General features: G+C 69.8%; 17 protein-coding genes. 9 read left to right on the forward strand and 8 right to left on the reverse strand.

All coding sequences use genetic code 11. The annotated features are described in order from the left end of the window. Positions 1-196: 196 nt before the first annotated feature. The 5 genes from BLV57_RS35305 to BLV57_RS35325 are packed head-to-tail and all read left to right on the forward strand — an operon-like array spanning position 197 to position 4,728. On the forward strand, positions 197-1,009 hold the full coding sequence (locus BLV57_RS35305) for an ABC transporter ATP-binding protein (RefSeq protein WP_091296974.1): 813 nt from the start codon (positions 197-199) through the stop codon (positions 1,007-1,009). 53 nt (positions 1,010-1,062) lie between these two features. Beyond that, positions 1,063-1,842, forward strand: coding sequence for an enoyl-CoA hydratase/isomerase family protein (locus tag BLV57_RS35310; protein ID WP_091296976.1), 780 nt, complete (start codon positions 1,063-1,065; stop codon positions 1,840-1,842). A gap of 2 nt (positions 1,843-1,844) precedes the next feature. Further along, complete coding sequence (locus BLV57_RS35315; RefSeq protein ID WP_091296977.1) at positions 1,845-2,801, forward strand: class I SAM-dependent methyltransferase; 957 nt, start codon at positions 1,845-1,847, stop codon at positions 2,799-2,801. Further along, positions 2,802-3,962: a class I SAM-dependent methyltransferase gene (locus BLV57_RS35320; RefSeq protein WP_091296980.1), complete on the forward strand. Its 1,161-nt coding sequence runs from the start codon at positions 2,802-2,804 to the stop codon at positions 3,960-3,962. A gap of 10 nt (positions 3,963-3,972) precedes the next feature. Then, entirely contained in the window at positions 3,973-4,728 is a 756-nt protein-coding gene (locus BLV57_RS35325; protein WP_091296983.1) for an HAD family acid phosphatase, read from the forward strand. Positions 4,729-4,795: 67 nt separating this feature from the next. On the opposite strand, the gene BLV57_RS35330 is transcribed toward BLV57_RS35325, so the two are convergent. Beyond that, positions 4,796-5,764, reverse strand: a complete 969-nt coding sequence (locus tag BLV57_RS35330) for a chitinase (RefSeq protein WP_091296986.1) — start codon at positions 5,762-5,764, stop codon at positions 4,796-4,798. Between the two features lie 158 nt (positions 5,765-5,922). After that, on the reverse strand, positions 5,923-8,655 hold the full coding sequence (locus tag BLV57_RS35335) for an AfsR/SARP family transcriptional regulator (RefSeq protein ID WP_091296989.1): 2,733 nt from the start codon (positions 8,653-8,655) through the stop codon (positions 5,923-5,925). A 292-nt stretch (positions 8,656-8,947) separates the two neighbouring features. Between BLV57_RS35335 and BLV57_RS35340 the strand changes: the two genes are divergently transcribed. Then, complete coding sequence (locus BLV57_RS35340) at positions 8,948-9,820, forward strand: zinc metalloprotease (protein WP_091296992.1); 873 nt, start codon at positions 8,948-8,950, stop codon at positions 9,818-9,820. Between the two features lie 5 nt (positions 9,821-9,825). On the opposite strand, the gene BLV57_RS35345 is transcribed toward BLV57_RS35340, so the two are convergent. Both BLV57_RS35345 and BLV57_RS35350 read right to left on the reverse strand, forming a co-directional pair. Continuing rightward, positions 9,826-10,449, reverse strand: a complete 624-nt coding sequence (locus BLV57_RS35345; RefSeq protein WP_091296994.1) for a TetR/AcrR family transcriptional regulator — start codon at positions 10,447-10,449, stop codon at positions 9,826-9,828. Positions 10,450-10,573: 124 nt separating this feature from the next. Beyond that, on the reverse strand, positions 10,574-12,838 hold the full coding sequence (locus BLV57_RS35350) for a molybdopterin-dependent oxidoreductase (protein ID WP_091296997.1): 2,265 nt from the start codon (positions 12,836-12,838) through the stop codon (positions 10,574-10,576). A 79-nt stretch (positions 12,839-12,917) separates the two neighbouring features. On the opposite strand from BLV57_RS35350, the gene BLV57_RS35355 reads away from it, so the two are divergent. Next, on the forward strand, positions 12,918-13,460 hold the full coding sequence (locus BLV57_RS35355) for a TetR/AcrR family transcriptional regulator (protein WP_091297538.1): 543 nt from the start codon (positions 12,918-12,920) through the stop codon (positions 13,458-13,460). Between the two features lie 55 nt (positions 13,461-13,515). Here BLV57_RS35355 and BLV57_RS35360 read toward each other — a convergent pair whose 3' ends face one another. Both BLV57_RS35360 and BLV57_RS35365 read right to left on the reverse strand, forming a co-directional pair. Continuing rightward, a complete protein-coding gene (locus BLV57_RS35360) occupies positions 13,516-15,105 on the reverse strand; it encodes a TolB family protein (RefSeq protein WP_143047230.1) in 1,590 nt (529 codons plus the stop codon). Positions 15,106-15,254: 149 nt separating this feature from the next. Then, a complete protein-coding gene (locus BLV57_RS35365) occupies positions 15,255-15,998 on the reverse strand; it encodes an SDR family NAD(P)-dependent oxidoreductase (protein WP_091297002.1) in 744 nt (247 codons plus the stop codon). 144 nt (positions 15,999-16,142) lie between these two features. Between BLV57_RS35365 and BLV57_RS35370 the strand changes: the two genes are divergently transcribed. Then, positions 16,143-16,487 carry a peptidase inhibitor family I36 protein gene (locus BLV57_RS35370; protein WP_091297004.1) on the forward strand — a complete coding sequence of 115 codons (345 nt, stop codon included), beginning with the start codon at positions 16,143-16,145 and terminating at the stop codon, positions 16,485-16,487. A gap of 58 nt (positions 16,488-16,545) precedes the next feature. On the opposite strand, the gene BLV57_RS35375 is transcribed toward BLV57_RS35370, so the two are convergent. Then, positions 16,546-17,436, reverse strand: a complete 891-nt coding sequence (locus BLV57_RS35375) for an SGNH/GDSL hydrolase family protein (protein WP_091297006.1) — start codon at positions 17,434-17,436, stop codon at positions 16,546-16,548. Positions 17,437-17,532: 96 nt separating this feature from the next. Between BLV57_RS35375 and BLV57_RS35380 the strand changes: the two genes are divergently transcribed. Next, the gene (locus BLV57_RS35380; RefSeq protein ID WP_091297008.1) at positions 17,533-18,351 is read left to right on the forward strand and encodes an alpha/beta fold hydrolase; all 819 of its coding nucleotides are present in this window, start codon (positions 17,533-17,535) and stop codon (positions 18,349-18,351) included. Here the strand turns inward: BLV57_RS35380 and BLV57_RS35385 are convergent. Then, positions 18,343-18,933, reverse strand: a complete 591-nt coding sequence (locus tag BLV57_RS35385) for a class I SAM-dependent methyltransferase (RefSeq protein WP_091297011.1) — start codon at positions 18,931-18,933, stop codon at positions 18,343-18,345. The genes BLV57_RS35380 and BLV57_RS35385 overlap by 9 nt on opposite strands. Positions 18,934-18,975: the final 42 nt, after the last annotated feature.

The following is an 18,975-nucleotide window of genomic DNA, read 5'->3' on the forward strand; positions in this document are numbered from 1 at the left end:
CGTGCGGTCGCGCCAGAAGGTCCCCACGAAGGGGAGGAACCTCCACGCACCGGACTTGATCACGGGTTCGATCCTGCCACACTCCGCTTGAGCCCGCGAACGTCCGTTCCACGTGGTGGACGCCTACGACCTGCCGATTTCTTCTCGACTGGCATGCCGGTGCAGCGCCGCGCGCGTCTGCGGCCACAATGGGCCCGTGAGCGAGCCGATCCAGCCCAGCGAACTTGACGATCTCGTGGTGAAGATGGCCGCCGTCGGCGTCCGGCGCGGTAAGAACGACCTTCTCGCCGATCTCGACTGGAACGTCGAACTCGACGAGCGCTGGGTGGTGCTCGGGCCGAACGGCGCGGGCAAGACCACCCTGCTCCGGCTCGCCGCGGCCGAGCTGCACCCGACCACCGGCAGCGTCCACCTGCTCGGCGAGAAGCTGGGACGCGTCGACATCTTCGAGCTGCGCCCGCGCATCGGGTTCACCTCGGCCGCCATCGCGGGCCGGGTGCCCGGTGAGGAGATGGTGCGCGACGTCGTGGTCAGCGCGGGTTACGCGGTGCTCGGCCGCTGGCGTGAGGTGTACGACACGCTCGACACCGAGCGCGCCGACGAGCTGCTCGCGGCGCTGGGCATCGGCCATCTCGCGGAGCGCACGTTTGGCACGCTGTCCGAGGGTGAGCGCAAGCGCGCGCTGATCGCCCGCTCGCTGATGACCGACCCCGAGATGCTGCTGCTCGACGAGCCCGCCGCCGGTCTCGACCTCGGCGGCCGCGAGGACCTGGTCGCGCGGCTGTCCGCGCTCGCGCTCGACCCGGAGGCGCCCGCGATGGTGCTGGTGACGCACCACGTCGAGGAGATCCCGCCGGGCTTCACCCACGCGCTGCTGCTGCGTGAGGGCCGCGCGGTCGTGTCCGGGCTGATCGAAGACGTCGTGACCAGCGAGAACCTGTCGAAGACGTTCGACCAGGATCTGCTGCTCCAGCGTTCGGGTGATCGCTACTTCGCGCGTCGTCGGTAGTCTGCTTACCGGCGGGTAGCCTGCTGGCACATGGTCAATGAGGAGGATGGCGCGTGGGAGAGTTCGTAAATCTCGAGGTGGAGGCGGGCGTCGGCACGATCCGGCTGAGCCGGCCGCCGGTCAACGCGCTGAACAACCAGCTGCAGGCCGAGCTCGGTGACGCCGCGCGGGAGGCGGCGGCACGTGACGACATCCGTGCCGTGATCCTCTACGGCGGCGAGAAGACGTTCGCCGGTGGCGCGGACATCAAGGAGATGGCCGCCAGGTCGTACGTCGAGATCGCGAAGTTCGGCGCCGCGCTGACCGCGTCGGTGTCCGCGGTCGCGGCCATCCCGAAGCCGGTCGTCGCGGCGATCACCGGGTACGCGCTCGGCGGCGGCATGGAGCTGGTGCTGGCTGCCGACCGCCGGATCGCGGGCGACAACGTCAAGCTCGGCCAGCCGGAGATCCAGCTCGGCGTGATCCCCGGCGCGGGCGGCACGCAGCGGCTCGCGCGGCTGATCGGCCCGAGCAAGGCCAAGGACCTGGTGTTCACCGGCCGCTGGGTGAAGGCGGACGAGGCGCTCTCGCTGGGTATCGTCGACGAGGTCGTCGCGCCGGACGACGTGTACGCGGCGGCGCTGAAGTGGGCTTCGCAGTTCGTCAACGGCCCCGCGGTGGCGCTGGCGGCGGCCAAGGCCGCGATCGACGGCGGGCTCGACGTCGACCTCGCGACCGGGCTCAAGCTGGAGGCGACCCTGTTCGCCGCGCTGTGGGCGACCGAGGACCAGGCGAACGGCATGAAGTCGTTCATCGAGAACGGGCCAGGCAAGGCCACTTTCGAGGGGAAGTAGCTTTGACCGATCCAGCACCCAACCCGCACGCCACCGAGGAAGAGGTCAAGGCGGCCTTCGCCGACCCCAAGCTGGCGAACGTGCTCTACCACGACTGGGAAGCCGGGACCTACGACGAGAAGTGGTCCATTTCCTACGACGAGCGCTGCATCTCCTACGCGACCGGCGTGTTCAACGCCGTCGCCGGTGACGACGGCCAGCCGTACCCGACCGCGATGGAACTGGGCAGCGGCACCGGCTTCTTCCTGCTGAACCTCATGCAGGGCGGGGTGATCAAGAAGGGGTCGGTCACCGACCTCTCGCCGGGCATGGTGCAGGTCGCGCTGCGCAACGCCGAGAAGCTGGGCCTCGACGTCGACGGCCGCGTCGCCGACGCCGAGCGCATCCCGTACCCGGACGACTCGTTCGACCTGGTGGTCGGGCACGCCGTGCTGCACCATATCCCGGACGTCCCGGCGGCGTTCCGCGAGGTGCTGCGGGTGCTCAAGCCGGGCGGGCGGTTCGTGTTCGCCGGTGAGCCGACGAAGATCGGCGACACCTACGCGCGCAAGCTCGGCCAGCTGACCTGGTTCCTGACGACCAACGTCACGAAGCTGCCGGTGCTGCGCGGCTGGCGGCGTCCGCAGGAGGAGCTCGACGAGTCCTCGCGCGCGGCGGCGCTGGAGGCCGTGGTGGACATCCACACCTTCGATCCGGCCACTTTGGAGCGTCAGGCCCGCGACGCGGGTGCCCAGGACGTGCGCGCGGTGACCGAGGAGTTCGCGGCCGCGCTCGCGGGCTGGCCGATCCGGACCTTCGAAGCCGCTGTGCCGCAAGAGAAGCTGACGCTGCGGTGGCGGCTGTTCGCGTACCGGCTGTGGCTGCGGCTGTCCGCTTTGGACAAGAAGCTGCTCTCGAAGGTGCTGCCGCGTGAGCTGTTCTACAACGTGATGATCACCGGGACCAAGCGGCCGTCCTAAGTGGCTTATGCGTTTTCACTCGACGATGTCGGGTTCCTGAAGTCCGCAGCCGGGGTGGCGGCACTCGCCGAGTGCGCCACCCGGCCGCTGACCGATCCGATCGGCGACGTCGCTTTCGTGCGGCGGCTCGTCGGTGAGCGGTATGCGGCCGCGGTGCTGGAAACGGCCGTGCTGCGCCGGAAGTCGGTGTCCAAACTGGACGCCGTGGACTGGCTGTTCACTTCGGACGCGCTGCAGCAGGCGAGCGCTTCCTTGGTCGCGCGGCATCGGGCGGCGCGGCTCGCCGGGCGTGACGTGCATGACGTGACGTGTTCCGTAGGCGCCGACCTGATCGAGATCGCCCGCGTGGCTTCTCGCGCGCTTGGGTCCGATTTGGACGAAGTGCGGCTCGCTATGGCTCGGCACAATGCTTTCGTGGCGGGGGTTTCGCCGGGGCTGGTGCGTGCCGACGCGCTGCGCCCGGTCAGCAGGGACACCGTGGTCGTCGCCGATCCGGCACGCCGCGACTCCGCGGGCAGGCGGGCGTGGAAACCGGCGGATTTCCTGCCGCCGCTCGACGAGCTGGTCGACGCCTATCCCGGCCGCGAGCTGTCGGTGAAGTGCGCGCCGGGCTTGGACTTCGACATCGCGCCGTGGGCGGACGAGGTCGAGGTCGTCTCCCTGGACGGCCAGGTGCGGGAAGCGTGCCTGTGGCGTGGCGACTCGGCCGTCTCGCGGCGCGCGACCGTGTTGCGTTCGGACGGTGCACAGTGGACGCTCACCGACGCCGAACCGGACGAGATCCCCAGCCGCGAGCCGGGGGAATGGCTCATCGATCCCGACGGCGCGGTCGTGCGTGCCGGGCTCGTCCGGCACTACGCGGCGCGGCACGGCCTCTGGCAGCTCGACGACCGGATCGCGTACCTGACCGGAGACGAACCGCCGACCGGAATCCGGGCATTCCGGATACTCGAACACGGTCCGTACAGCGAAAAGAGCCTGCGCGCGCTGCTCAAGAAGTACGAAGTCGGCAGGCTGGAGATCCTCGTGCGCGGCCTCGACGTCGACCCCGACGTGTTGCGGCGCAAGCTGAAACCGAAAGGCCGCGAAGAAGCGACTTTGGTGCTGACCAGAATCGGCCGATCCGGGGTAGCGTTCCTCTGCCGCGCACAACGCACGTAGGGAGAACGTTATGAGCCGCTTGTCGGGATTGCTCAAACTGGCCGCCGCGGCGGCGGTCGGCGCGACGGTCGCGGGCGGTGCCACCGCGATCGCCACCACCGGCGGCTGGTCGCACAGCCACGAGCCCGCGAACATCGGCCAGGTCAAGCTGGACGTCAAGGCGTACTACGGTGACACGGTCGACGCCGCCGGCAAGCACCACTACTCCGACACGAGCACCTTCGTGAAGGACACGAAGCGCCAGGTCGACGACGCCAAGCAGTACCTCGCCCGCCGCCTGGCGCGTGGCGTCAAGAACCCGGCGATCGTGCTCGACGTCGACGACACCTCCGAGGTCACCTACGGCTGGGAGGCCGACAACGACTTCGGCTTCGACCCGGTCAAGCAGCAGCAGGCCATCGACAACGGCACGTTCGTCGCGAACAAGCCGGTGTTGGAGCTGGCGAACTGGGCCTCGCAGCACGGCGTGAAGGTCTACTTCCTGACCGGCCGCAACGAGTTCCAGGGCCCGCAGTCGCTGAAGAACCTCGCGAACGAGGGCTTCCCGGCCCCGGCGGGCGCCTTCTTCAAGCCCAAGACGACCGCGCCCGACTACCTCCCGTGCGGCCTGACCTGCACCACCCTCCAGTACAAGTCCGGCACCCGCGCCTACATCTCGCGCACCTCGACGATCGTGCTCAACCTGGGCGACCAGTTCAGCGACCTCACCGGCGGCTTCGCCGAGCACCCCGTCAAGCTCCCCAACCCCATGTACTACCTCCCCTGAAAACGGGATAAAGCGGGCTTTATCCCGGGGAAAGCACCCGGGATAAAGCCCGCTTTATCCCGTTTTGCTAGCCGGTGTAGGCGGCGAAGATCTTGGCGAACTCGTACTTGGACTGGCTGATGTTGGTGCACTTGTAGAGCGCGCCGGTGCAGGCGTTCGCGTCGCGGCCCGCCTCCCAGAACGAAAGCATTCCCAAGTGGACGGTCTTGGCGAACGCCACCAGCGCCCGCGCGTCCTTCTGGTAGAAGATCTCGTTCTGCGAGTCGTTCACCCCGAGCATCGGCGTCACGCCGACCTTCTTCCACGCGGCCGCGTCCGACAGCCCGAAGATCGACTTGACCTGCGCCTGGGTGGCCTTCGCCGCCGAGATCGCCTTCGCGCCCTGGTCGCCGGGGCCCTGGTAGTAGTCCATCGCCATCACGTTGACCATGTCCAGGTCGACGCCCGCGTTCTTGGCCGCCTGGACGGCCGCGACCCCGTTGGCGTCGAGCCCGCTCGGCAGCACCGGCAGGGTGAGCGAGATCTTCAGCCCGGAGTTGTTCTGCTGCACGATTTTCAGTGCCTGCGAGCGACGCTGGATCGACGTCGGGTCGGCCACCGCCGCGCCTTCGATGTCGAGGTCGATGTACTTCAGCCCGTACGCCTTGACGACCGCGTCGTACTCCGCCGCCAGCGTCGAGACGCTGCTGCAGGCCTGCGCGAGTTCGATGCCGGACGCGCCGCCGAACGACACCTTGACGTCACCGCCGCCCGCCCTGATCTTCGCGATTTCGTCGACCTGCCAAGCGGTTCGCGGGTCGTAGGCGCCGAACCAGCTCGCCTTGCAACCCCAGGACGTCACGAAGCCGAGCGTGAAGCCTTTGACGCCGCCGGAAGCGGACATTGTGGACAGAAGCGGAGTCGGCCAAGCGCCCATGTCGACGTACGGGGCGACGGGGAGCGGTGAGCCCGGCGCGGCTTCGGCCGAGGGGGAGACGACGCCGAGCGCGACGGCCAGCAGGCCACCGAGCGCGGTCAGCTTGCGGGAGAAGGACATGCGAGGACCTCCGGTGCAGGGGCGGCGGAGCGGCCAAGTAAAGAAGCCTTCTGATTGGTATAGACCAGTGAATCCCGCGCGGCCATAGGCCATTCGAGGGAGGACAAAAGTTGTCAAGCCTCGTGAGTGTTCCGAACGGTTCTAACCGTCGGGAACACTCACGACCCTTGGAGGCGGTCTTGCATCCGGCGGACGTCGGCCGTCCGATATTGCGCCGCGTACAACTCGAGCGCGTCCTGCCACGAGGCCCGCGCGCGTGGGATGTCGCCCGCGGCGGCGTGCGTTTCGCCGAGCTTGGCGTGGATGTCCGGCAGGTAGAAGGTGTAGCCGAGCCCGCTCAGCACCTCGAGCGCACGCTCGTAGTAGCCGATCGCCTCGCCGCTCGTCGGCGCGACATCACCGAGCACGAGCAGCGCCGCGCTCTCGCCTTCCTGGTTGTCGTGCTTCCTGAGCAGCGGCAACGCGTACTCCGAGCACGCGCGCGCCGCGTCGGTCCGGCCCAGCCGCGCGCAGCATTTCGCCGCCATCGTCAGCGCGGCGGCGCCCCAGACCACGTCGCCGAGCTCGCGGAACAGCCGGGTCGCGAGCCGGGTGTGCCGCAGCGCGGGCAGGTGCTCGCCGCGCAGGCCGAGCGTGTCGCCCGTGGCCATGTGCGCGTTGGCCATGCCCTGGGTGTCGCCCGTGGTCTCCAGCACGGACAGTGACTTCCGGAGCGTGGCGATCGCCTCGTCCAGATGCCCGGACCGGGTCAGCGCGTGCCCGAGCATCACCAGCGCCCAGCCCTCGGCGCGCCGGTCACCGAGACGCCCTGTCGCCGCGACCGCGTCCCGGCAGGCGACCAGGCTGTCGTCGGCGTGCCCGCGCAGCCAGCGGTAAGCCTCCATCTTCCGCGACAGCAGCCAGACGGTCTCGTCCCAGCCGGACTCGACGGCCAGCCGGTGCATCGCGCCGAGATTCGCGTACTCCTCGGCGAACCAGCGCAGCGCGGCCGCCCGGTCGGGCAGCGCCTGCGGCTCGCGTCCCGGCGGGAGCGGGCCGAGTTCGATGCTCGGCCGGTGCGGGTCGAGCAGCCGGTCGGCCGCGTGCGCCGTGTGCAGGTAGAACTCGGTGACCCGCCGCAGCGCCGCCTGCGCGTCCTCGGCGGTTGCCTGCTCGGACCCGTACAGCCGCAGCAGGTCGTGCATGCGGTAGCGGCCCGGCGAGTGCTGCTGGACGAGATTCGCGGCCTCGAGTTCCCGCAACAGCCCGCGCACCCGGCTCAGCGGCAGCCCGGCGAGGCTCGCGACCGCGAACGGCGTGATGTCCGACGCCGGAAACGTGCCCAGCAAAGGGAAAACGGCCAGCGCGTCGGCACCGAGCGCGTGCCACGACCAGGAGAACACCGCACGGATGTCGGCGTTCAGGTCGCCGGAGCCGAGCGCGTCGAGCCGCGTCGCGCGGTCTTCGAGCTCTTCGGCCAGCGCGGCGAGCGGGAAGCCCGGATGGCGCCCGGCCCGTGCCGCGACGATGCTCAGCGCCAGCGGCAGTCCCGCGCAGTACCGGACGAAAGCGTTGACAGCCAGCGGTTCCGCGTCCACCCGCGCCGTGCCGAGCTGCCGGGTGAGCAGCTCGCGCGACTCGGCCTCGGCGAGCACGCCGAGCGTCAGATCACGCGCGCCGTGCGTGGTGACGAGCCCGGTCAGCTGGTTGCGGCTGGTCGCGACCACGGTGCATCGCGAGCCGCCCGGCAGCAGCGGCAGCACTTGCGCGGCGTCGCGCGCGTTGTCGAGCAGCACGAGCATCCGCTTGTCCGCCAGCACACTCCGGTACAGCGCGGCCTGGGCGTCCACACCGGACGGTATCGCCGACGGGTCGACGCCGAGCGCGTCGAGCAACGCCCGGATGGCCGCGGATGGCGGCACGGCCGAGCCGGACGGGTCGAACCCGCGCAGGTTCACGTACAGCTGGCCGTCGGGGAACCGGTCGAGATGCCGGTGCGCCCAGTGAACGGCGAGCCAGGTCTTGCCGGTGCCGCCGGCGCCGTTGACGGCCGCGATCGGCAGCGCGCCCGAGACCTCGAGCAGCTCGCCGAGCGCGGCCAGCTCCCGCGCCCGCCCGATGAACGAATGTGGCGGCGCCGGGAGCTGACGCGGCATCGGTATCCGCCGCGTTGCCGGGGCGAGCGCCGGGTCGGCACGCAGCATCCGCTGGTGCAGCGTCCGCAGCGCCTGGCACGGATCCGCGCCCAACTCGGTGGCCAGCCGCCGCCGGAGCCGCTCGTACCCGTCGAGCGCGTCGGCCTGCCGGTCGCAGCGGTACAGCGCGAGCAGGTACTGCCCGGCGACGCGCTCGTCGAGCGGGCGTTCGGCGGCCCGCGCCGAAAGCTCCGGCAGCAACGACGCGTGTTCGCCGCGTCGCATCCGGATGTCGGTGAGGTCGAGCTCGGCCGCCAGCCGTTCCTTGTCGAGCGTGTCGCGCACGCCGTTGACCCACGGCGTGTCGAGCCCCGCGAACGGCTCACCCCGCCACAGGCCGAGCGCCTCGCGCAGCAGCGGCTCGGCGAGATCGTCGGTGCCTGCCGCGCGGGCGTCGCGCAGCAGCGTGCGCGCCCGGTGCAGATCGACGGCGGCGGGATCGACCGTCAGCAGGTAGCCTCCGGAATGCCGGGTGATCGACACGTCGGACGGCAGCGCCTGCCGGAGCCGGGTGAGGTAGCTCGACAGCGTGCCGCGCGCCCGATGCGGCGGCTGCTCGCCCCAGACCCGGTCGACCAGGGTGTCCGCGGACACCACCCGGTTCGCGTCGAACAGTAGTGCGGCGAGCACCGACCGTTGCCGGGCATGACCGGCGTCGACGGGCACGCCATCGAAGCGGATCTCGATCTCACCGAGCACACCGAACCGGGCTGTCACCGCGCCTCTTCCCTCCCCGAGGAGTGCATAGCGGCATCTAGCTGCGCATTCAATGCCTGTTCAAGATTTTCCCACGAACGGCCCTGCACAGTAGTGCACGGCGACGGCCTTCCTGGGGGTAAGACCGCCGCCTCTACTTGAGGAGGAGGGACGGCATGCGCGGGCGCTGGTGGGGCTGAACGGGCGAAAACCCGTCCACGGTGGGGTGGCCGTGTCCCGCTCAGAGGGTCGCAGGGGACTCTGCCTGAGTACCTTTCCGGTTGCACAGAGCAACCGGAAGGGGAGTGCCCGGATGAGGCCCGCACATGTCGTCGCGATCTCCGCGCTGGCGTTGACGTTCCTGGCGGTACCGAACAGCGCGGGCGGCGCGGCCGAAGACGGCTGCGTCACCCCGCCGGACTCGGCCGCGGCGCGGAACCGGGACGGCGGCCTCAACGACGTCGGCACCGTCGAAGCGGCGGTCGCCGAGCTGGACTTTCGCGCCAGGCTCGCCCTCTCGCCCGCGCCGCGCGTGGTCGCCGAGACCATCCCGGTCCACTTCCACGTGATCACCGACGGCCCGGACGGCAAGGTCTCCGACGCCGACATCGGCAAGCAGATCGCCGTGCTCAACAAGGACTTCGGCGGCACCGGCTTCAAGTTCGACCTCAAGAGCGTCGACCGCACCGACGACGCCGACTGGTTCGGCGTCAAGCCGGACTCCTCGACCGAGCTGGCCATGAAGCAGGGACTGCGCCGCGGCGGCGCCGGCGCGCTCAACCTGTACACGGCCAAACCCGAGTCCCGCATCCTCGGCTGGGCGACGTTCCCGTGGGAGTACACCGCCAGGCCACGCAAGGACGGCGTGGTGCTGGCGTACAACACGCTGCCGGGCGGCGTCGCCCCGTTCGACCTCGGCAAGACCGCGACGCACGAGGTCGGCCACTGGATGGGGCTGCTGCACACCTTCCAAGGCGGCTGCAAGGCTCCGGGTGACTACGTCGACGACACGCCTTATGAGCGCAGCGCCGCCACTGGTTGTCCCAAGGGGCGCGACACCTGCGACAAGCCTGGTCTGGACCCGATCCACAACTACATGGACTACAGCGACGACGCCTGCCTGAACCGGTTCTCCGACGGGCAGATCGACCGCATGAAGGACCAGTGGAAGGCCTACCGCGCCTGAGCCGGTTACAGGCCGTTCTCGATCATGTCCAGAACGCGCTGCCCGATCGCCTCTCGGAATTCGTCACCGAGCATGCGCAGCGGGCCTTGGGTTTCCAGCGTTGCCAGGCCGTGCACGGCGGACCACGCGAGGAATTCGGCGCCATGCCTGCGTTCCCGGGACAGCACCCCGGCCTCGACCAGGCCGTCGAGCGCGGACGAAAGCAGCTGGAACGGGGTCAGGCCACTCGGGCCCGCGCGGTTGGGCGCGGCGGCGTCGGTCATGTCGAGCGGGACCGAGAAGGCGGTGCGGAACAGCTCCGGCTCCGACTGGGCGAAGCGGAGGTAGCCGACGCCGATCGCGCGCAGCCGGGCACGGGCTGCCTCGGCGTGGTCGGCGGCAGGCGGGAGGGTGCTCTGCTCGGTCTCCATCGCGATGGCGACCTGGGTCTGCGCGACCGCGCAGACGGCCGCGAGCAGGGCCTGGCGGTCGGCGAAATGCCGGTATGCCGCGTTGGGTGCGACGCCGGCGCGGCGAGTGGCTTCGCGCAGGACGACCGCCTCGGGGCCGCCTTCGCGCGCCATCGCCGTGCCCGCCTCCAGCAGCGCGCGCCGCAGGTCACCGTGGCGGTAGGTTGTGCGTGGCGGCATGGGGGACAAGGTACGCGCGTGCGCTCACTGAAAACTGTCGGTGCGGTGTTCTAGCGTGGTGATCATGGTGATCGAACTGGCCAAGTTCACGGTGTCCGCCGTGGACGAGGCCAAGCTCGTCGGCTCACCTTCGCACGGGCTCCAGCTTGGCAGGCACGTGTTTGTGCCAGGGAGTGCCCGCGAACGGATCGCGCCAGTCGAGGTCGGTCAGCTCGTTCGGTGCGACACCGGTCGTGGTCCTGGCGCCGTGCACGGGATCGGCGCCGTCCGCCGGGTAGTCGACGCCCATGCCGTTCGGCAGGGAGAGGTGCCCCTGCTGCATGCGGTCGTTGACGGCGACCGGGGTGTCGATGCTGCCGCGGGCGGTGGTGAGGGTGACGTGGTCACCCGTCGCGATGCCGAGGCGGTCCGCGTCGGCCGGGCTGATGAACAGCGCGCCGTCGGTGTCGCGGCGGCGCCAGCGGGGGTCGCGGAAGATGGTGTTCGCGGTGAAGGCGCGGCGTTCGCCTGCCGAGAGCACGAACGGGAACTCGGCGCTGGTCTTGCCGGGGTGCTCGCCGCTCAGCGCGCGCAGCTCCGCGAGGAGTTCGGGCAGCGCGATGGTGAAGCGGCGGTCTTCGCGGCGCACGTAGTTCCAGACGTGCTCCCACTCGTCGACGGTGAAGGTCACGCCGGAGCGTCGGGTGAGCACGGCCTCGAACAGCTTCTCACCGGGTTCGAGGCCGTCGCCGGTGAAGCCAGCGCGTCGCACGGAATCCGGGTTCGCCTGGGCGCAGAGGTGCGCGGCGCCCCAGAGCGAGGCCGCGCCGGACATGCCCGCGGGTAGCTCCGGGCCGAGCGTTTCGTACAGCACGTACGGCGCGAGGCCCATGAGGCGCGGGTCGGCGGCGACCTCGGTGAAGAACGCCTGGGCGAAGTCCTCACGCCCGGCCGCGCGCAGCCGGTCGAGCGTGGCTTCGGCGACGGTGCCGAGTTCGCGCATGAGCCGGGCGTAGATCTCCGGCTCGGGCAGGGTTCCCGGCAGCGGGTCGAACAGCGGCGCGCGGAGCTGGAAGGCGTTGTGCGGGAACTCGACGTTGAAGAACGTCGCCTCGCACTTCTCGAACTGGCTCGCCGCGGGCAGCACGTAGTCGGCGTGCCGCGCGGTCTCGGTGAACGCGACGTCCACGACGACGACCAGGTCCAGCGCGTCGAGCGCGCGGCGGAACGTCGGCGAGTCGGCCAGCGAGTGCGCCGGGTTGACGCTGTCGAGCCACATCGCGCGGAAGCGGTCCGGGTGATCGGTGAGGATCTCCTCGGCGATCGAGTTGCACGGCACCAGCCCGGCGATGATCCGCGCGCCGGTGACCGGCGTGACGCGGCTCGGCTTGGCGGCGGCCGAGGTGTTCGAACCGGCGAGCGGCACGAACGACGAGTGCAGGTACATCGCGCCCGGCTTGCCGAAGTTGCCGGTGAGGATCCACTGGAGCTTGTTCAAGTACGAGCAGAGCGTGCTGTGGATGCTCTGCTGGATGCCGAGATCCTCGTAGGTGCACACGCTCGACGCCGCGCCGATGCGCCGCGCGGCCGCCCGGAGCTGTGACTCGGGCACCCCGCACGCGTCCGCGAACGCCGGAACGTCCACATCGGACAGTTCGGCGAGCACGGCGTCCGCTCCGGTGGTGTGCTCGGCCAGGAACGCCTTGTCGACCAGGTCTTCCTGCACGAGCACGCCGAGGATCGCGGCGAGACACCAGGCGTCCGTGCCCGGCTTGACCTGGAGGTGGAAGTCGGCGAGGTCGGCCGTCTCGGTGCGCTTGGGGTCGATCACGACCATGCTGCGGCCCGGATCGGCCGAGATCTGGCGCAAAGTCGGCCTGGCACGCGGGAAACTGTGCGACTGCCACGGGTTCTTCCCGACGAACACGACCACTTCGGCGTGCTCGAAGTCGCCTTTCGTGTGGCCGCCGTAGAGCTTCCCGTCCACCCACATCTCGCCGGTCTTCTCCTGCGCGAGCGCGTTCGAGTAGTATCGCGCGCCGACCGCGGCCTGGAACGCGCGGTTGTACGTGGTGCCGAGATGGTTGCCCTGCCCGCCACCGCCGTAGAAGAAGATCTTGTCGCCACCGTGCGCGTCACGGATGACCTCGAGGCGCCGCGCGATCTCGGTGATCGCCGTGTCCCAGTCGATCTCCTCGTACGACCCGTCGGGGCGGCGGCGCAGCGGGGAGGTCAGGCGGTCGCGGCCGTTCTGATAGCGATCGAGCCGCAGCGCCTTCTCGCAGGTGTAGCCCGCCGACGCCGGGTGCTCCTTGTCGCCGCTGATCTTCGCCAGCCTGCGTCCGTCCAGCGTGACCTCGATGCCGCAGTTGCATTCGCAGAGGATGCAGGCGCTCTTGGCTGTGCTCACGAGTGCTCCCGTAGATCGATCGGTCTATGGGTACGATGGCACATCTAGACTGACCGGTCTAGAGCATGAGGAGATGTGGATGACCGCCGGACCACGCGAGCGCCTGATCGAAAGCGCCATCACGCTCATCCGTGAGCACGGCGTGCACGGCACCGGCCTCACCGAGCTGCTCACCCACAGCAAAACCGCGCGCGGCTCGATTTACCAGCACTTTCCCGGCGGCAAGACCGAGCTGATCGAGCACGCGACGCTCTCGGCAGGCGAGCAGATGAGCGCCCTGATCGAGGCACGGGCCGACTCGCCATCCGCACTGATCGCCACCCTGGTCCGCTGGTGGAAACGCACCCTCGACGCCAGCGACTACCGCTTCGGCTGCCCGGTCGTGGCCGCCGCGCTGGCCGAGCAGACGGCCGCGGCCACGGTTTTCGAGGAATGGCAGCGCCGCCTCACGGCCGCGCTGACCGGAGCAGGCATGGACGAGGCGTCGGCGCCCTCGATGGCCACCTTCATCGTGAGCGCCATCGAAGGCGCGATCATCCAGAGCCGCAGCACCAAGTCGACGCGCCCGCTCGACGACGCCGACGCCCACCTCCACAAGCTCCTCGAGGTCTACCTGGGCTGAAAGGCTCGTGCGCGTTGCGGGCGGTTCTAACCGCCCGCAACGCGCACGACCCCGCTTAACCTGCGGCTTCGACGGCGTCGAGGCTGAACACCTGCAGCAGGCCCGTGTTGATGCGGACGTAGCGGTACGGCGCGCCGCTGTGGGGCACCTTGGCGACGTGTGTGCCCGCGCCGAGGTCGATCAGCTTCAGCTGGCCGGAGCCGACGGTTTTTCCTTGCGCGTCAAGGAAATCGAGCGAGGTCAGCAACCCGAGGTTGAGCCCGCCGTAGTAGACCGCCAGATCGCCGGTGCCTTCCTCGTCCTCGCCCATGTCGAGCACGAGCCGCCCGCCGAGCAGGCCGGTGACGCCGGCGAGCTTGCCGTCCGGGGCGCCGAGCGCGTTGGCGCCGTTCGACAGGCCGACCGTGGTGCCCGCGGCGATCGCGTCGGCGTACGGGTCGGCGCCCGGTTTCAAGGCCGGCGCCGAGAAGATGTCGGCGACGTGGTTGCCGTCGGCCGGGACCAGGTTCGCCGCCTCCGAACGGAAGACGGTCACCCGGCCGTTGCCGCTCAGGTCGACGTTGTCGCTGCCTTCGTCGGCCTGCGCGCCGCCGGCCGCCACGCTGGTGCGGATGACCGTGTCCTTGCTCAGATCCTTGACGAAGACGTCGCTCACGCCGTTGGTGTCCCCGGGCACCAGGTTCGTCGCGCTGGACGCGAACGCGAGGTAGCGGCCGTCGGCGCTGAGCTTCGGCTCCGTCGTGGCGCCGTTGGCGGCCACCGCGCCGATGCGGATCGTGCCCTTCGCCAGGTCCTTGACGAACACGTCGGACGCGCCGTTGGTGTCGGCGGGCACCAGGTCGGCGGCCGCCGACTCGAAGGCGGCGAACCGGCCGTCGGCGCTGATCGCGGGTGCCGTGGCGCCACCCGTGCTTTGCCCGCCGGTCGCGGTGGTGCTGATCCTGGTCAGCGTGCCGGTCTGCAGATCCTTGAGGTAGACGTCGGACTTGCCGTTCGTGTCGCCCGCGACGAGCGCGCCGGTGGTCGTGAACACGGCGAACCGGCCGTCGGCGCTGAGCGGGTACGGCGTGGCGGGCGCGGTGGCGACGATGAGCTTGAGTTCGCCGGTGTCGAGGTTCTTGACGTACGCGTTCGTCCCCGACCGGAAGCTCACGTGCTTGCCGTCCGCGCTGATCGTCGCGAAATCGCTCGCCGCGGTGCTGGCCTTGACGATCGCGCCGGTCCGGATGTCTTTGACGAAAATGTCGCGCGCGCCGTTGGTGTCGCCCGGCACCAGGTTCGCCGCGAGTGAGGAAAATGCGACGTACCGGCCGTCCGCGCTGATGCTGGGGCCTTCGGAATCCGCGTCGGCCTGCGTGCCATTGGCCGCCGCCGAGGCATGGGATATAACACCGGAGACGGTGTCCTTGACGTATATACCTTGACTTCCGTTCGTATTCCCCGGAATGAAGTTGGTCGCGTAGGACGCGAAAACCACATACCGGCCGTCCGCGCTCGTGGCCGGATCCGAAGAACTGTCGTTACCCTCGGCCGCCTGCGTGCGGCTGACCACCTGGATCACCGGCGCCGCCGCCGATGCGGGCGCTGCCACCAGTAATCCGGCGAGCACGCCCGCGGTCGCGAGCACGGGTCTGAGAGCGGACATTCCCTACCTCCCCAAAGGACGGACAACCTCCCATTTCCTAAATGGGCGCGCCGGGCACGGTCAACCGGTCCGGGAAGGTAACACCTGACCGGCCCAACGATTTCCGGTTAGGGGAACACTGAGCGAGGGGAACGAATACCCGATCAGCCCTAGATGTCCACGATCGCCCCGCACGAGATGTTGACCGCGGAACTGGTCATCGTCCGCGCCTGATCCGAAGCGACGAACGACGCGACATTCCCGACATCGGCCAAAGTAGCCGCCTTACCCAAAAGCGTCGACCCGCGGATCATGCTTTCGATTTCGCCGCGCTCGCCGAACGACTCCGGGATGCTTTCCGGTACCCCGCCGGTCTTCAGCGTGACCACCCTGATCCCGTGCGGCCCGAGCTCGGCCGCGAACTGCCGCCGCAGCCCCTCGAGCGCGTCCAGCGCGACCTTGAACCCGCCCAGGCCCGGCACGGTCTGCGGCCCCGACCCGCCGAACGCCAGCACCACCCCCGACCCCTGCGCGACCATGTGCCGCGCGGCCGCGCTGGTGGTCAGGAAATGCGTGCGCATGGCGGTGGTGATCGGCTGGAGGAACTCCTCGACGGTGAGCTCGGCCAACGGCTTCTGCACGTCGCCGTAGGAGATGACGTTGACCGAGATGTCCACCCGCCCTGTCCGCGCGACCACGGAGTCGACGAACGTGGTGACCGCCAGCTGGTCGAGCGCGTCCAGCTCGGTGACGGCGGCGCCGATCTTCTGCGCCAGCGCGTCCAGCTTGGACTTGGTCCGCCCGGCGAGGAAGACCTGCGCGCCGTCCCTGGCGAAGGCGGTGGCCACCGCGCCGCCGATCGGCCCGCCGGCGCCGTAGACGATCGCGGTCTTGCCTTCCAGCAATCTGCCCATGGCCGCCCAGTATTCCGGTCGTCCCCGACCGGCGCAGCCTGGCGAGGCCGGTTGTTCGGACTTCGGCGTTCGGCACCGAGGTCCCGACACCGAACAAGCCATCCGGGCTAGACCTGGGTTTCGACCGCAAGGAGGGAGTCAGAGATGAAACGTTTTGCCAGTCAGTTGGGGATCATGCTCGCGATGGTGCTCTCGGTGGTGGTGGCCGCGCCAGGCGGCGCCGCGAACGCCTCGACGCAGGAGTCATGCCCATATGAGAACTTCTGCGTCTGGACCGGGCCGCACTACACGGGAAGGATGGTTCCCATGCGCGACTGCGGCGTCTGGACCATGCCATGGTCTGGAATCGGGTCGTGGGACAACAATCAGTCAGGCGGAGTGCGTGCGGTGATCTACAACGCCGACGGCACGCGTTACGTGACGCCCCCGCCTCACCATTCCAACGGCTATTGGGACTGGACGCCCGTGGTGGCCATCAGGCCTTGCTAGACACAACGAAACGAAACCCTCTGCTCCGGGGAGCCCCCAGAGCAGAGGGTTTCTCACGTCAGCCGCGGATCTTCGACAGCACGACGCGGGTCTGCGCGTCGCCGCCCGCCGAGTTCGGGTGGAACGGGACCGCGATGGCGAGGCCGTTCGCCGAGATCGGGAGCAGGCCTTCGACGTAGCGGGTGAGCGGGCTGGTGCACACGTCGTGGCCGATGGTCTGGCTGTGCGTGTCGACGAACTCGACGCCGGTGGCCGTCGCCGCGCTCTTGACGGCCGCGTTGAGTTCACGGAGCTTGGCGCCGAGCCATTCCATGTCGCTGTCCAGCACCGGCTGGAACGGCCAGCAGCCGCCCGTCTGCGGGATGCCCGCCAGGTAGTCGACGAGCAGGATCCGCGCGTGCGGGGAGCGCTGCTTGATCTGGGTGACCGCGTTGATCACCTTTTGCTTGGCCGCCTTGATGTTCTCCGACATCCGGTCGACGCCGCCGCTGACCCACTTCGGCTTGCAGGGCACGCCGAGCGGGGCGGGCAGCAGGTTGATGCAGCCGCTGACTGCGCCGGCGAGCCCGGCGTCGTTGCCGCCGATGCCGACGGTCACCAGGTCGGTGGACTCGGTGAGCTGGGAGAACTGCGGAGCGTTGGTGCCACCCAGCGGGAGCCCGCTCTGCGGGTTGGCGAAGTCGTCGGTGGTCGCGCCGCCGCAGCTGGCGTCGAAGAACTTCGGCACGCCGAGCGCCGCGGCGACCTGCTTGGGGTAGTCCCTCGCCGATTGCGCGCAGCCGAACGGCACGTACTCGGTCGTGGGCAGTGGCACGAGGACGACGTCCGCCGTCCAGGAATCGCCCAGCGCGACGTACTCGCTGTACGTGCGCGTGGCCGCGGTCGCCGGAGTGGCGATCCCGGCTAGAAGCAGAAGGGCGGCGAGTACCGCGGACAGGCGTGCGGACATGGGTGGTCCTCTCGGCGCTGAGGGGAAAATACTCGAACGTAACGTCAGCGGATTTCCCGTCCAAGGTCAAGAGCCGAAGGAGCTAAGCTCGGCCGGGTGATCGAGACCGACTTGACCTTGCCGGACGGCCGCGCACTGCACGCTTACGACACCGGCGGGGACGGGTTGGCCGTGTTCTGGCACCACGGCACGCCGAACATCGGCGCCCCGCCGAGGCCGCTGTTCACCGAGGAAGTCCGCTGGGTCTCGTTCGACCGGCCCGGATACGGCGGGTCGACCGCGGTGCCCGAGCGGGACGTGGCGTCGGTGGCGGAGTGTGTCGCCGCCGTGGCCGACGCGTTCGGGATCGAGCGGTTCGCCGTGATGGGCCATTCGGGTGGAGGTCCGCACGCGCTCGCGTGTGGGGCGTTGCTGCCGGACCGGGTGGTGGGTGTGGTGAGCCTGTCCGGGCTCGCGCCGTTCGACGCCGAGGGGCTCGATTGGTACGCGGGCATGAACGCGTCCGGCGCGGACGGGTTGCGTGCTGCCGTCGAGGGCCGCGCGGCGAAGGAGCGGTTCGAGGCCGAAGGCGCCTACGACCCGGCGATGTTCACCGAGGCCGACCATGCCGCGCTGGCGGGGGACTGGGCGTGGGTCGGCGAGGTGGTCGGGCCCGCGCTCGCGGCGGGCACCAGTGCGCTGATCGACGACGATCTGGCGTTCGTGGGCGCGTGGGGGTTCGATCCCGCCGAGGTCACCGCTCCGGTGCTGCTGGTGCACGGTGAGGACGACCGGGTGGTGCCCCACTCGCACAGCGCGTGGCTCGCGAAACGGTGTCCCTCGGCGGAATTCTGGTCTTCGCCCGGCGACGGGCATGTCTCCGTGCTCCGGCGGGCCGCCGAAGCACGGGACTGGCTGACCCGGCTCTCAGCGTAGGCGGCGGGCCCGCAGCACGATGTCGGCGTGATGCGGGTTGTCGTGCGGGACGTCGACGCGCGCGCGGTTCTCGTGGCGCTCGATCACCCAGTCGTCGTCGAGCAGCTCCGCGATCTCGGACGGCTGGTAGAACTCGCTCGGGTCGGGACCGGACCAGCCTTCGGGCGGCGAGCCTTCGATGAGGTGGCTGACCACGAGCAGCGTGCCGCCAGGCGCGACGGCGTCGAGCACACCGCGCAGCGTGGCGTGGTCTTCTTCGTGCAGCACGGGAAAGTACTGCGCGGACACGAGATCGAAGCTCCGGCTCGGTGGCGGGGAGACCCTCGGATCGGTCTGCTGCCAGTCGATCCCGGAGGCGGGGCCCGCCGCCTCGGCCGCACGGGCGAGCGCCACCGGGGAGATGTCGATCGCGGTCACCTTCCAGCCCTTGCCCGCGAGCCAGATCGCGTCGCCGCCCTCACCGCAGCCGAGATCCAGCGCCTTGCCCGGCTTCATGTCCTCGACCTCGACGCACAGCGCGCCGTTCGGGCGGCCGCTCCAGCGCCGCTCGCGGTACATCTCATCCCAGAATTCCTGATCCATACCGTCCACAGTGCGCGCGGGATTGCGATTCCGCCAAATCGG

Source organism: Amycolatopsis xylanica (genome assembly GCF_900107045.1).
GTDB classification, from domain to species: domain Bacteria; phylum Actinomycetota; class Actinomycetes; order Mycobacteriales; family Pseudonocardiaceae; genus Amycolatopsis; species Amycolatopsis xylanica.